The following is a 12,486-nucleotide window of genomic DNA, read 5'->3' as shown; positions in this document are numbered from 1 at the left end:
AGGAGCCCATGCCCATCAAAGTCGGTGACAAGCTGCCCAACGCCACCTTTCGCGTGATGACATCGGAAGGCCCCAAGCCGAAGACCACCGACGAGGTGTTCAAGGGCAAGAAGGTCGCGCTGTTTGCGGTGCCCGGCGCCTTCACGCCGACCTGCACCAACCTGCACATGCCAAGCTTCCTCAACAACATCGACGCCTTCAAGAAGAAGGGCGTCGACACGGTCGCGGTGACGGCCGTCAACGATGCCTTCGTCATGAAGAAGTGGGCGGAAGCGACCGGCGGCGACGGCAAGATCGACTTTCTCGCCGACGGCAGCGCCGAATTCGCCAAGGGCGTCGACATGGTGCTCGACGCGTCCGCTGGCGGCCTCGGCATCCGCTCGAAGCGCTATTCGATGCTGGTCGATGACGGCGTCGTGAAGCAGGTCAACATCGAGGAAGCGCCGGGCAAGTGCGACGTGTCCGGTGGCCAGGCGCTGCTCGGCCAGATTTGAGTTATCAGGCCGATCGAGATACAGGATGGCCGGGCAAGTCCCGGCCATTTCGCTTTCAGTTCCTCTTCATCGCACCCACGGCGCCGGCGCGCGCCGCGATGAGCCCGTCGCGCGCGAGTTGATCGGCGCGCTCGTTCATGTCGTGGCCGGCGTGGCCCTTCACCCAGTGCCAATGCACGGTGTGGGCTTTAAGCGCCTCGTCGAGCCGCTTCCACAGATCGACGTTCTTGACCGGACTCTTGTCGGCGGTGCGCCAGCCGTTGCGCTTCCAGCCGTGGATCCAGGTCATGATGCCGTTGCGCAGGTACTGGCTGTCGGTGTGGATGTCGACGACGCAGGGCCGCTTGAGCGCTTCCAGCGCCGAGATCGCCGCCATCAATTCCATGCGGTTGTTGGTGGTGTGCGCCTCGCCACCCATCAATTCCTTCTGATGGTCGCCGACGCTGAGGATCGCACCCCAGCCGCCCGGGCCCGGATTTCCCGAGCAGGCGCCGTCGGTGTAGATGGTGACGTGCTGGTCCGACATCATTCGAAGCCGTAATCGGCGACGCTTCTCACCGACTGGTGGAAGCGCAGCTTGCGGTAATATTCGAGCGGATCCTTCGGCTTGACCAAGGCGCCCTCGGGAACGGCCAGCCAGTCGACGAGCCGCGTCAGCAGGAAGCGCATCGCCGCGCCGCGCGCCAGCACCGGCAGCGCCTCGCGCTCCGCCGCCGACAGCGCGCGCACCCTGGCGTAGGCCTTCAAGAGCGCGCGGCCCTTGGTGACGTTATAGGAATGATCCGGCTCGAAGCACCATGCGTTGAGGCAGATCGCCACGTCATAGGCGAGCATGTCGGTGCAGGCGAAATAGAAGTCGATCAGCCCCGACAGATTATCGCCGAGGAAGAAGACGTTGTCGGGAAACAGATCGGCGTGGATGACGCCGTGCGGCAGATTGCTCGGCCAGCAGGTGTCGAGCACGTCGAGCTCGGCGGCGATGTCGGCGCAGAGGCCCGGCCGCACGCTGTCGCCGCGCGTCCGCGCCGTCTCGTAGAGCGGCCGCCACGCTTCGATCGACAGCGCGTTCCTGCGCTGCATGCCGAAGTCGCCGCCGGCGAGATGCAGCTTCGCCAACGCCTCGCCGACGCCGGCGCAATGACTGGCATTGGGCCGGCGCATCCACAGGCCGTCGAGGAAGGTGACGATCGCCGCCGGGCGTCCGGCGACGCGGCCGAGCATCCCGCCCTGCTTGTTCTTCACCGGCTGCGGGCAATTGATGCCGCGCGCCGCGAGATGCTCCATCAATGCGATGAAGAACGGCAGATCGGCTTCGGCGACGCGCTTCTCGTAGAGCGTGAGAATGAAATTGCCGGCGCTGGTGTGCACCAGGAAATTGGAATTCTCGACGCCTTCCGCGATGCCCTTGTAGGACAGCAGCTCTCCGATGTCATAACCGGAGAGAAAGCGGGCGAGGTCGTCGGTGGTGACGTCGGTGTAGACGGCCATCTAGCGGCTCACTCGGCCGCCTGATCCCGCAGCGGACGCGGCAGCGGGAAGAACATGTCTTCCGTCGCGGCGGAAACGGTCTCGACGCTGAGCGCGTAACGGCGGGCGAAGGCGTCGAGCACTTCCTCGACCAGCACCTCGGGGGCGGAGGCGCCGGCGGTGACGCCGAGCCGGGTGACGTTCTCGAAGCGCGCCCAGTCGATGTCGGCGGCGCGCTGCACCAGCACGGCGAAGGGGCAGCCGGACTTCTCCGCCACTTCCTTCAGCCGCTGCGAATTGGACGAGTTCGGCGCGCCGACCACGACCATGGCGTCGACGACGGGGGCGACGCGGCGCACCGCTTCCTGCCGGTTGGTGGTGGCGTAGCAGATGTCTTCCTTGTGCGGGCCGACGATCTCGGGGAAACGGCCCTTGAGCCGCTCGACCATGCCGAGCGTGTCCTGCACCGACAACGTGGTCTGCGTCACGTAAGCGAGATTGTGGACGTCCCTGGGGACGAAGCGGTCGACGTCCTCGGGGGTCTCGACGAGGGTGATCGAGCCGGCCGGCAGCTGCCCCATCGTCCCGACCACCTCCGGATGCCCGGAATGGCCGATCAGCACGATCTCGCGGCCCCTGCGGTAGTGGATTTCGGCCTCGCGGTGCACCTTGGTGACCAGCGGACAGGTGGCGTCGAGCGCGAACAGGTTGCGGCGGCCGGCCTCGGCCGGAACGGTGCGCGGAACGCCGTGCGCGGAGAAGATGACCGGCTGGCCGTCGTCGGGAACCTCGTCCAGTTCCTCGACGAAAATGGCGCCCTTCTGCCGCAGGCTGTCCACCACGTAGCGGTTATGGACAATTTCGTGGCGGACGTAGACCGGTGCGCCATGGATGGCGAGCGCCCGCTCCACGCTCTCGATGGCCCGCACCACGCCGGCGCAGAAGCCGCGCGGCGAGCAAAGCAGGACCTGAAGAAGGGGTTTTTCCGGGCTTTCGGCCACGTCCGGCGTCCTCGCATGCGCGGCAACCGACGCGCCTTGTCCAACCCCGACATGGGGCGTGCTGCCCATGTCTGTCAAGACGGAACGGTTGCGTGACGGGGTCGCGCCGCCTATATTCCGCTCATCCCCGATCATCGTCGATGATCTCACTGCTTCGCCCGCCGGGCGGGCGAAGCGCAGAGGAGATTTATTTCATGGCGACCGCAGCTCCCCTGATGCCGAAAGCGACGGCCGTCTGGCTCCTGGACAACACGGCGCTGTCGTTCGACCAGATCGCCGACTTCTGCAAGCTGCACCCCCTGGAAGTGAAGGCCATCGCCGACGGCGACTCGGCTCAGGGCATCAAGGGTCTCGACCCGATCCTGACCGGGCAGCTGAGCCGCGAGCAGATCGAGAACGCCGAGGCCAATCCGGACATCCGCCTGTCGCTGAGCTCGCCGAAGGTGCCGCTTGCCGGTCACGACCGCAGCAAGAAGGGTCCGCGCTACACGCCGGTGTCGCGCCGCCAGGACCGGCCGAACGCCATTCTCTGGCTGGTGCGCAACCATCCGGAGCTCAAGGACTCGGCGATCATGCGCCTCGTCGGCACCACCAAGTCGACGATCGCCTCGATCCGCGACCGCACCCACTGGAATTCGGCCGCCCTGACACCGCTGGATCCGGTGACGCTCGGTCTGTGCTCGCAGATCGACCTCGACCTCGAGGTCTCGCGCGCCAACAAGGAGAAGCCGGTGCCGGTCGAAACCGGCGCGACGCTTCTGCCGGCGTCCGAAACCACCGCGCGCAAGGAAGCCGAAGAGGCGGCGGCCGCGGAACGTGAGGCCGACAAGCCGGCCGGAGAAATCGACGTCGGCGCCGTGTTCGCCAAGCTCAAGCAGCTCGGCGGCGGCAAGAAGGCGGACAACGAGGACGAGGGGTAAGCGCCCTCGCCTTTCGGATCTGGAATTTGAAACGGCCGGACAAAGTCCCGGCCGTTTTTTTTTACGAACGGCTCCACACACTCCGTTCATTCCCGCGAAAGCGGGAATCCAGGGCTGACTCACAGCTGGGTCCCCGCTTTCGCGGGGACGAACGGGACGTTCAATTCAATATCCCCGCGCCCCCTCGATCGCCGCGATATAACGCGCGACGGATTTTTCCAGAACCGCCTTCGCGTCCGCGGCAATGACGCGGTCGAAATAATGGCCGTACATGCGCTCGAACGCGAACGGCGCCATGGCGCGGCCGATCGCCTCGACCTCGCGCCGCGACAACGGAATGAGATTTGGATAGCTGCGCATGAAGGACAGCCATTTGCGGTCGACCGCAACCGTCAAAATGTCTCCGGTGCAGACGATGCCTTTGCCGTCCGCGCCGCCCTGCCAGTGCAGCACCGCGCCGCCGGCGAAATGCCCGCCGCAGCGCACCAGCGTGACACCGTCCCACAGCTGCAGCGTGTCGCCGTCCCAGAAGCGGATCGCATCGTCCTTGCGCATCACCCAGTCGCGATCCGCAGCGTGGAGATGGATCGGGCAGCCGAAAGCGCGGCTCCACTCCACCATCGTCGTGTAGAAATGCGGGTGCGAGATCGCGATCGCCTTGAGCCCGCCGAGGCCCTTGATCAGCGTGACGGTCGCGTCGTCGAGCGGCGCGATGCAATCCCACAGCACGTTGCCGCCCGGCGTTTGCACCAAAATCGCGCGCTGGCCGATGGCGAAATTCGGCGTCGCGCCGATGCCGACGATCCCGGGCTCGTGCGCGTGAAAGGCGTTCATGTGGCTCGCCTTGAGCGCCTCGAGCGTCGTCCAGGTCTGCCCGCGCGGCGGCACGTATTGCCGTTCTTCCTCGCAGATCGGGCATTGTTCAGGCGCGCGGTGTCCGCATATTGCGTGCCGCAGGCGGTGCAGATGAAGTGGGGCATCGGCATTCCCTTATGTACTGGCGTCAGAGCCCGACGAGCGCCCGTTTGACGTACCAGTCGTCGAATTGCGACAGCGGCTCGAACACGCGCACAAAGCCGTTGCGCGTCAGTAATTCATGCATCTTCCCGCGCGCCGGTTCGACGAAGTTGTGCTCGACCGTCATCACCTTGACGTCATAGCGGGCGAAGTCGAACGCTTCGAGGATCGGCAGCTCCGAGCCTTCGGTGTCGATCGACATGTAATCGATTTCGCGCGGCGCCTGATGCGTCTTGAGCAGGTCGTTGAGCGACACCGTTTCGACATTGTACGACGTGCCGTGAACGCGCGCGCCTTTGTTGAAATCGGCATCGACCAGCTGGGTTAACGTCGACAACTCGGCATCCGCCGTTTCCTTGAAGTCGAGCTGCTCGCCCGTCTTCGACCAGACGCAGCGCAAGTCGATCGCGGCCTTGCGATTGCTCTTCAGCGCCGTGTGCCAGCCGCGCGCCGGCTCGGCGAGAATGCCTTTCCAGTTGAGATTCCGCTCGAGGGCGATCGTGTTGCTGAGCAGAACGCCGTCGGTCGCGCCGAACTCGACGAAATAGCCGTTCGGCTTGCCCTTGAGCAGGAAGAGGACCAGCAGATCCTGAAACAACTGCGACTGCGACCGCAGAAATTCGCGGCGACAAACTGCACGAACGCTCCGGCCATGTCCGATGGGTTGCCCTGCCAGTATCGCCAGAGCTCGGAACGGATGGCGTTCAACTGATTGACGCTTACAACAAGAGGATGATCGGCGGCCATTCCACACCACGTGCATCGATCGGGATCGATCTTCAACCAGGCGGGCTTGTAGCAGTTTTCATCGGACCGGACACAGGCGCGCGCCATCGCCCGTATTCTTTGCGGCGCCGGGTACGCCGTCGTCCGGTTTCCCCCTCTGAACAACGAGGGGATGGAGCGCCGGGTGGCGCACCGTAACTTGAGCCGCCTCATCGGCGGCGGCGCGCCTTGCGATCGGCGCGCTCGCCACCCGGCGCTCCACGTGCGGCGGTTTCTGTCCCCTTTGGCCGCGCTTCCGGGCAGAGACGGGGCCCGTGTTCAAGCCCCCGATCCGGAGCGGCTCCCGCCACTCCTTCGTCTCCGCCGCGTGCAGCCCATCGCTCCGTAGAACTGCGGGCAGCCGGTCTTAATGCCGGCGGGCGGCTGGGCGGGGCCTCCCGGGAGCGTGCGTGCGAGGCACGCGCGCGGGCGCCGCGCTCACCGAAGCAGGTCGCCCCGCTTCGGCCCCGGCCGGGTTCGGACGCCGCATCTCCGGCGCCTCCCGTCCGAGCTGCTCCACCTCAGGATCGCCTCTAGAAGCGCCCCTCATGAGCAGGCGACGTGGACTATAGGCCTACCACTGCCACAGTCAAGGTCTATTTTCCTTCGCCATCCTGCGCCGATGCGGTCAAATTTCTCCAATTGCCACGACCGCGCCGCCGCGGATCATGGGGCGACATTCGCCGAAGCGCGGAGATGCCATCCATGACCCCGTCGTTCGCCGCCTCCCTGACCGTTGCAGCCCTGATCGCCGCATGCGCCTGCCCCGCCGCGACGCAGGCAGCGCAAACGATCAGCATCCCGCCCGACCTGCGTAACGTCCGCTATTGCGAGGTCATCACCGTCGACCGCGAGCGGCTGACCTTCCATGTCGCCGTCTACAACACGCTGGGCTTGAACTTCTGCCCGGCCGAGCAATGGGCGAAGCTCGACGCGCGCGCATTGGCGAAACAGCTCGACGTCTCGCGCGTGAAGCTCAACGGCCCGCGCTACTGGACCATCGACGGCATCGAAGCCTCCGGCGCAACGAAAGCCGGCAAGACGGTCAGCTTCGGCGGCATCGGCATGGTGGAGCGCGCAACGCTGACGACGAAGCTCTGGCAGGGCACCGTCGGCGACCGGTTCTACAAGGCGAACAAGGTCGCGCGCACGACCGTGTTCCACTACAGAGCCGGCCGCCCGGTCTACGAGCTGATCGCGCCCAACGGCGACGTCTACATGATGCAGTCCTACGCGCAGATCGCGGACCCGAAGCTGACGGCGGACGATCTGCCGAAGCTCGGCGCGCGGCTGAAGCTGCCCAAGGGCTGGAGCTTCCGCACGCGCACGCTCGATGCCGACTACGCGCTGAAGGCCGATGGCGTCGCCTATGTGATCAACGACGATCTCTATAATTCGTATCAGCGCCGCCCGCGGTAGATGCCTGTCGTCATGGCGCGTCCTCCAGCCGGCTGCGCCACTCGGCCGGCGTCCGGCCGAAGCGCGCACGAAACGACTTGTTGAAATGCGACAGGTCGTTGAAGCCCCAGCGGAAGGCGATGTCGGAGATCTTCACGCCGCGCTGGGTGTCGTCGCGCAGCGCCACGGAGCAGGCCTTGAGCCGCTCCTCCAGCACCCACTGGCCGAAGGTCGAGCCGACCGCCTTGAAGCGCGAATGCAGCGTGCGCAGCGACACGCCGAGCCGATCGGCCACGCGCTGCGGCTTCAGTTCGGTCTCGTGCAGGTGCTGGCGGCAGAAGGCGAGCATCGCTTCGGTCTGCAGTTCCGGCTGCAGCCGGGCCGGCTGCAGGCCGCTCGCGCTCGCCAGCGCCAGCAGGTTGCAGAGATTCTCGATCATCAGCGCGGTCGTGCTTTCGCTCATCGTCGGGCTTCCGGCCAGCTCGAGCATGTGGCGACGCGCGAGGTCGACGTAAGGCGCACCGGCGGCCAGGCGCCGCATCGCCGCCTTGCGCAGCCAGGGCGCACGCCGCTCGAGGATCTCGCGCGGCAAAACGATGGTGATGCGGCGGCCGCCGTCCGTATGCGCGCCGCGCAGCGGCCGCTGCAGATCGGAAATCCCGATATCACTCGGCGCGAAGGTGAAGGTCTCACCGCCCTGCGTGATATCGAGCTGCCCGCGCAACTGCAGATAGATCGAATACTGCGCTTCGGTATCGTTGGCCGCTTCGCGCGCGCCGCGGATCAGCTCGTAGCGCGTCGACTCGCCGGTCGCGATGCGGACCGCGCCGGCCGAACGCGCGCTGAGCCGCGCCGAGAACGGCCCGGCCGGCGCTTCGATATCGAGATTGAAGATCGATTGGCAGATCGCCTCGCGCCAATAGGAAAACCGCTCGTGCGCGCGCACGGCGTCCGTAGACCATTCCCGCATTTCACGTCGCCCCGGTTCTTAAAATTCTACTTTACGAATGTGTCAGGCCTGCACTATCGGCCAAGCCGCCTGCGCGCAGGCCCAAGATGCGTGGCGCTGCGGTGCGTAGGTAAACCCCATGCAGAACGATTTATTGCCGCAGCGGCCTTTCACCATTCCGTCCGCACATAGGTCATTCCCGCGCAACGCCGACCTGGCGGCGCGCGCGCCCGCGGACCATCGACTATCGGCTATCCAACAGAAGAACGCGCACATGAGCGCGCAGCTCTCGCGCCGCATCGCCACGACCCTGTCGATGATTGGGCGGCTGGCGACGGCGGCCGCGCTCCGCTTCTGGAAGGCCTACATCCGCGCGATGCACGAAAGCCGCAGGCGCGAGGCGGCGATGCTGGTTGCGCTACATTGTCCCGACGTCGATCCGGCCGAGTTCATGCGCGGCGAATACGGCGTCGGCGCGCCGGAGCGCCGGCGTCGCGATGGGCCGCTGTCGGACGCGGAGATCGCGTTTCTCAAAAGCCATTCAAAGGCGAGCGATTAGGCCGCGGGGATCGGGCGGCAAGGTATCTTCGGCAGGCGCGCCGAGTCGTGTAGACTTCCGCGCATGAACGTGCGCGGCGCGGGCCGGGCGCGGACGCCGGGAGAACGCCATGCCGAAAGCCTATTGGGTCGTCACCTATCGCTGGATCAAGAACCCGGCCGCCTGGGAGGCCTACGCCAAGCTCGCCGTGCCGGCGATCGAAAAGGCCGGCGGCCGCCTGCTCGCGCTCGGCATGCCGAAGAAGATCTGGGAGGCCGGCATGGAGCAGCGCGTGGTGCTGATCGAGTTCGATAGTTTGGAGGCCGCGATCGCCTGCCACGACACGCCCGGCTACACCGAGGCGCTCAGGCTGCTGGGCAAGGGGAATGTGGAGCGGGATATGCGGGTGGTGGAGGGGAAGTGAAGCGCCGAGCCGATCGCGGCCTTCCCTCGCCCCGCGTAGCGGGGAGAGGGTGGCGAGCAAAGCGAGCCGGGTGAGGGGCAGGCGCGTCGATTAGAGTTTTGCCTCAAGAGCGTCTGCGATGACTTGCAGCACACCATCCTGATTTTTCAGCACATCGGTATTCCAGAATCGGAGCACACGATATCCTGCCGCAGAAAGCATGCGGTCTCGGTCGCGATCGTTCTGATTGTCCGCATGCTGCCCGCCATCGACCTCAATGATTAGTCGCCTCTCGCGACAGATGAAGTCGACAACGTACGACTCAATTGCTTCCTGGCGGACGAATTTGGAACCACACAGGCGGCGGTCGCGCAGGCAAAGCCACAACCGCGTCTCGGCGTCCGTGGATTGCCTGCGGAGCTTGCGCTCCAGATTGACGCGTCGCTCATTCGGACCGCGCATCAATTGCCCCTCACCCGGCCCTCGCTAAAGCGAGGGCCACCCTCTCCCCGTAAACGGGGAGAGGGAAAGCGCGCATGCGGCGACGCTAGCCCCCGACCCCGTGCCCCTTCAACGCCTCGCCGATCTCGTCCAGCACGACGGGATCGTCGATGGTCGCCGGCATGGTCCAGGGATCGCCGTCGGCCATCTTCTTGATGGTGCCGCGGAGAATTTTGCCGGAGCGCGTCTTCGGCAGGCGCTGAACCGTGATCGCGATCTTGAACGCCGCGACCGGACCGATCTTCTCGCGCACCAGCGCGACGATCTCGCGCTCGATCTCGGTCGGCGGCCGATTGACCCCGGCTTTGAGCACGATGAAGCCGCAGGGCACCTCCCCCTTCAACTCATCCTTGATGCCGAGCACGGCGCATTCGGCGACGTCCGCGTGCGCGGCCAGCACCTCCTCCATGCCGCCGGTCGAGAGACGATGGCCGGCGACGTTGATGATGTCGTCGGTGCGGCTCATGACGTAGACGTAGCCGTCGGCGTCCTTGAAGCCGGCGTCGGCGGTCTTGTAGTAGCCGGGAAACTCGTTGAGGTAGGCTTCGCGGAAGCGCTCGTCCTGATGCCACAAGGTCGGGAAGCAGCCCGGCGGCAGCGGCAATTTGACGACGATCGAGCCGATCTTGTCGGCCGGCAGCACGTGGCAGGCCTCGTCGACGATGTCGATATGGTAGCCGGGCATCGGCACGGTCGCCGAGCCGTAGCGCACCGGCAGCGCGCCGAGGCCCACCGGATTGCCGGCGATGCACCAGCCGGTCTCCGTCTGCCACCAGTGGTCGATCACCGGCACGTGCAGCATGTCCTCGGCCCACTGGATGGTCGGCGGGTCGGCGCGCTCGCCGGCGAGGAAGAGCGTGCGGAAGCGCGACAGATCGTGCTGCGCGATGAGCTTGCCGTCCGGGTCTTCCTTCTTGATGGCGCGGAAGGCGGTCGGCGCGGTGAACAGCGCGACGGCTTTATGTTGCGCGATGACGCGCCAGAAGGCGCCGGCGTCGGGCGTGCCGATCGGCTTGCCCTCGTACAGGATCGAGGTGCAGCCGTGCAGCAGCGGCGCGTAGACGATGTAGGAATGGCCGACCACCCAGCCGATGTCGGAGGCGCACCACCACACTTCGCCGGGGTCGATGCCGTAGAGGTTCTGCATCGACCATTTCAGCGCGACCATGTGGCCGCCATTGTCGCGCACGACGCCCTTCGGGATGCCGGTGGTGCCCGAGGTGTAGAGGATGTAGAGCGGGTCGGTGGCGGCAACGGGCACGCAGTCCGACGTCTTGGCGTATTCGACCGCGTGCTCCCACACCTTGCGCCAGTCGTGGTCGCGGCCTTCGGTGAGCGCGGCCTCGCATTGCGGCCGCTGCAGGATCATGCAGGCCTGCGGCTTGTGCTTCGCCAGGGCGATCGCCTCGTCGAGCAGCGGCTTGTAGGCGATGACGCGCGCACCCTCGATGCCGCAGCTCGCCGAAAGAATGACCTTCGGCTGCGCATCGTCGATGCGGGTGGCGAGTTCCTTCGCCGCGAAGCCGCCGAACACCACCGAGTGCACCGCGCCGATGCGCGCGCAGGCGAGCATCGCGAACACCGCCTCCGGCACCATCGGCATGTAGATGATGACGCGGTCGCCCTTCGTCACGCCGAAGTCGCGCAGCATGGCGCCGAGCAATTGCACTTCGGACAGCATGCGGCCGTAGGTGAAGGTCTTGACCGTTTTGGTGACCGGCGAATCGTAGATCAGCGCGACCTGGTCGTTGCGGCCGTTCGCCACCTGGCGGTCGAGGCAGTTGTAGCAGGTGTTGGTGATGCCGCCGGCGAACCAGCGGCCGTAGATGCCGGCGTCGGGATCGAAGATCGTCTTCGGTTTCTCGTACCAGTGGATGTCGGCCGCCGCCTCGGCCCAGAACACCTCGGGCGTGCACTGCCAGTGGGCGTAGACGTCGTGGTAGCGGCTGGCGCGGATGTCCATGGTTGCGGCCTCCTAGACTTCTTGGCCGCAATAGTGGAACGGGCGGCATGCGCAAACAAGGCTGGCGCGGCCGCACCTCTTAGGCTTTGATCCGGCGCAAATTTCTAGGTAATGCGCCAGCCGCGGACGCGCTTCACCTCTCCCCGTATTACGGGGAGAGGTCGGCCGCCTGAGTGCAGCGAAGGCGGCCGGGTGAGGGGCCGTGCACAGCCCCTCACCCGGCTCGGACCTGCCGGTCCTCGCCACCCTCTCCCCGTGAAAAACGGGGAGAGGGAAGAAAGAGAGCCCGTGACCGTCATCACCGACCCCCTGTTCTACGCGCTGGCGATCCCCTCGGTGATCGCGCTCGGGCTGTCCAAGGGCGGCTTCGCCGGGGTCGGCCAGATGGCGACGCCGCTCCTGGCGCTGGTGATGCCGCCGCTCGAGGCCGCCGCGATCTTCCTGCCGATCATGATCGTGCAGGACATGAACGCCGTCTGGGTCTACCGGCGCGACTGGGACCGCCGCATCCTCGCCATCATGATCCCCGGCGCGCTGATCGGCATCGCCGGCGGCGGCGTGCTGGCCGCCTACATTTCCGACGCCGCGGTGCGCGTCTTCATTGGCGTCACCACCATCGTATTCGTGATCTACTCGTTCACGGTGATGATGCGCATGCCGCGGCCGGCCTCCGCCGGCAGCGTGCCGGCCGGCGTCGTCTGGGGCGCGCTGTCGGGCTTCACCTCGACGATCTGCCAGGCGGGCGGCCCGCCCTATCAGATGTACGTGCTGTCGCAGAAGCTGCCGAAGATGCTCTACGTCGGCACCACGGCGATGTTCTTCGCCTCGCTCAATGCCATGAAGGTCGTGCCCTATGTCGCGCTCGGCCAGTTCTCGACCAAGGGGCTCGGCACCTCGCTGGCGATGTTGCCGCTCGCGCTCGCCGCCAACCAGCTCGGCTTCTTCCTGGTGCGCCGCATCTCGCAGGAACTGTTCTATCGCCTGACGCTGATCCTGATGCTTGTCATCTCGGTCGAGCTGACGCGCGAGGGGATATTGCAGCTCTGGCATTGATGACAGAAGCGCGATTG

At 66.0% G+C, this 12,486-nt stretch carries 14 protein-coding genes; 6 read left to right on the top strand and 8 right to left on the bottom strand.

The window, feature by feature from the left end; genetic code table 11:
- Window positions 1-8 precede the first annotated feature (8 nt).
- Window positions 9-494, top strand: a complete 486-nt coding sequence (locus VGV41_RS21530) for a peroxiredoxin (protein WP_326866224.1) — start codon at window positions 9-11, stop codon at window positions 492-494.
- 55 nt (window positions 495-549) lie between these two features.
- Here VGV41_RS21530 and rnhA read toward each other — a convergent pair whose 3' ends face one another.
- The 3 genes from rnhA to ispH are packed head-to-tail and all read right to left on the bottom strand — an operon-like array spanning window position 550 to window position 2,962.
- Entirely contained in the window at window positions 550-1,023 is a 474-nt protein-coding gene (rnhA, locus tag VGV41_RS21525) for a ribonuclease HI (RefSeq protein ID WP_326866223.1), read from the bottom strand.
- Window positions 1,020-1,982 carry a homoserine kinase gene (locus VGV41_RS21520; protein ID WP_326866222.1) on the bottom strand — a complete coding sequence of 321 codons (963 nt, stop codon included), beginning with the start codon at window positions 1,980-1,982 and terminating at the stop codon, window positions 1,020-1,022. Before VGV41_RS21520 ends, rnhA begins: the two co-directional genes overlap by 4 nt.
- Window positions 1,983-1,990: 8 nt before the next feature.
- A complete protein-coding gene (ispH, locus tag VGV41_RS21515) occupies window positions 1,991-2,962 on the bottom strand; it encodes a 4-hydroxy-3-methylbut-2-enyl diphosphate reductase (RefSeq protein WP_326866221.1) in 972 nt (323 codons plus the stop codon).
- Between the two features lie 194 nt (window positions 2,963-3,156).
- On the opposite strand from ispH, the gene VGV41_RS21510 reads away from it, so the two are divergent.
- Complete coding sequence (locus tag VGV41_RS21510; RefSeq protein ID WP_326866220.1) at window positions 3,157-3,882, top strand: DUF1013 domain-containing protein; 726 nt, start codon at window positions 3,157-3,159, stop codon at window positions 3,880-3,882.
- A 165-nt stretch (window positions 3,883-4,047) separates the two neighbouring features.
- Here the strand turns inward: VGV41_RS21510 and VGV41_RS21505 are convergent, their stop codons facing one another.
- Both VGV41_RS21505 and VGV41_RS21500 read right to left on the bottom strand, forming a co-directional pair.
- Window positions 4,048-4,770, bottom strand: a complete 723-nt coding sequence (locus VGV41_RS21505) for an MBL fold metallo-hydrolase (protein ID WP_326866219.1) — start codon at window positions 4,768-4,770, stop codon at window positions 4,048-4,050.
- A gap of 115 nt (window positions 4,771-4,885) precedes the next feature.
- On the bottom strand, window positions 4,886-5,497 hold the full coding sequence (locus VGV41_RS21500) for an FkbM family methyltransferase (RefSeq protein WP_326866218.1): 612 nt from the start codon (window positions 5,495-5,497) through the stop codon (window positions 4,886-4,888).
- Between the two features lie 872 nt (window positions 5,498-6,369).
- On the opposite strand from VGV41_RS21500, the gene VGV41_RS21495 reads away from it, so the two are divergent.
- On the top strand, window positions 6,370-7,083 hold the full coding sequence (locus VGV41_RS21495) for a hypothetical protein (RefSeq protein WP_326866217.1): 714 nt from the start codon (window positions 6,370-6,372) through the stop codon (window positions 7,081-7,083).
- A 10-nt stretch (window positions 7,084-7,093) separates the two neighbouring features.
- Here the strand turns inward: VGV41_RS21495 and VGV41_RS21490 are convergent, their stop codons facing one another.
- Window positions 7,094-8,032, bottom strand: a complete 939-nt coding sequence (locus VGV41_RS21490) for a helix-turn-helix domain-containing protein (RefSeq protein WP_326866216.1) — start codon at window positions 8,030-8,032, stop codon at window positions 7,094-7,096.
- A gap of 253 nt (window positions 8,033-8,285) precedes the next feature.
- Here VGV41_RS21490 and VGV41_RS21485 point away from each other — a divergent pair, with 253 nt between their 5' ends.
- Both VGV41_RS21485 and VGV41_RS21480 read left to right on the top strand, forming a co-directional pair.
- The gene (locus VGV41_RS21485; protein WP_326866214.1) at window positions 8,286-8,570 is read left to right on the top strand and encodes a hypothetical protein; all 285 of its coding nucleotides are present in this window, start codon (window positions 8,286-8,288) and stop codon (window positions 8,568-8,570) included.
- Window positions 8,571-8,679: 109 nt separating this feature from the next.
- Window positions 8,680-8,973 carry a DUF1330 domain-containing protein gene (locus tag VGV41_RS21480; protein ID WP_326866213.1) on the top strand — a complete coding sequence of 98 codons (294 nt, stop codon included), beginning with the start codon at window positions 8,680-8,682 and terminating at the stop codon, window positions 8,971-8,973.
- A gap of 90 nt (window positions 8,974-9,063) precedes the next feature.
- On the opposite strand, the gene VGV41_RS21475 is transcribed toward VGV41_RS21480, so the two are convergent.
- Both VGV41_RS21475 and VGV41_RS21470 read right to left on the bottom strand, forming a co-directional pair.
- Window positions 9,064-9,414, bottom strand: a complete 351-nt coding sequence (locus VGV41_RS21475) for an endonuclease domain-containing protein (protein ID WP_326866212.1) — start codon at window positions 9,412-9,414, stop codon at window positions 9,064-9,066.
- An 85-nt stretch (window positions 9,415-9,499) separates the two neighbouring features.
- Window positions 9,500-11,416 carry a propionyl-CoA synthetase gene (locus VGV41_RS21470; RefSeq protein ID WP_326866211.1) on the bottom strand — a complete coding sequence of 639 codons (1,917 nt, stop codon included), beginning with the start codon at window positions 11,414-11,416 and terminating at the stop codon, window positions 9,500-9,502.
- A 288-nt stretch (window positions 11,417-11,704) separates the two neighbouring features.
- Here VGV41_RS21470 and VGV41_RS21465 point away from each other — a divergent pair, with 288 nt between their 5' ends.
- The gene (locus VGV41_RS21465; protein ID WP_326866210.1) at window positions 11,705-12,469 is read left to right on the top strand and encodes a sulfite exporter TauE/SafE family protein; all 765 of its coding nucleotides are present in this window, start codon (window positions 11,705-11,707) and stop codon (window positions 12,467-12,469) included.
- Window positions 12,470-12,486 lie beyond the last annotated feature (17 nt).

Source organism: Pseudolabrys sp. (assembly GCF_035943735.1).
GTDB lineage: Bacteria > Pseudomonadota > Alphaproteobacteria > Rhizobiales > Xanthobacteraceae > Pseudolabrys.
This window is presented reverse-complemented; position numbering and strand designations above follow the sequence as displayed.

Bases quoted from the DNA above. Each gene is read 5' to 3' on its own strand.
- VGV41_RS21485 (WP_326866214.1), top strand. From the start codon at position 8,286: ATGAGCGCGCAGCTCTCGCGCCGCATCGCCACGACCCTGTCGATGATT.
- VGV41_RS21520 (WP_326866222.1), bottom strand. From the start codon at position 1,982: ATGGCCGTCTACACCGACGTCACCACCGACGACCTCGCCCGCTTTCTC.
- VGV41_RS21470 (WP_326866211.1), bottom strand. From the start codon at position 11,416: ATGGACATCCGCGCCAGCCGCTACCACGACGTCTACGCCCACTGGCAG.
- VGV41_RS21495 (WP_326866217.1), top strand. From the start codon at position 6,370: ATGACCCCGTCGTTCGCCGCCTCCCTGACCGTTGCAGCCCTGATCGCC.
- rnhA (WP_326866223.1), bottom strand. From the start codon at position 1,023: ATGATGTCGGACCAGCACGTCACCATCTACACCGACGGCGCCTGCTCG.
- VGV41_RS21480 (WP_326866213.1), top strand. From the start codon at position 8,680: ATGCCGAAAGCCTATTGGGTCGTCACCTATCGCTGGATCAAGAACCCG.
- VGV41_RS21530 (WP_326866224.1), top strand. From the start codon at position 9: ATGCCCATCAAAGTCGGTGACAAGCTGCCCAACGCCACCTTTCGCGTG.
- VGV41_RS21475 (WP_326866212.1), bottom strand. From the start codon at position 9,414: ATGCGCGGTCCGAATGAGCGACGCGTCAATCTGGAGCGCAAGCTCCGC.
- VGV41_RS21490 (WP_326866216.1), bottom strand. From the start codon at position 8,032: ATGCGGGAATGGTCTACGGACGCCGTGCGCGCGCACGAGCGGTTTTCC.
- VGV41_RS21510 (WP_326866220.1), top strand. From the start codon at position 3,157: ATGGCGACCGCAGCTCCCCTGATGCCGAAAGCGACGGCCGTCTGGCTC.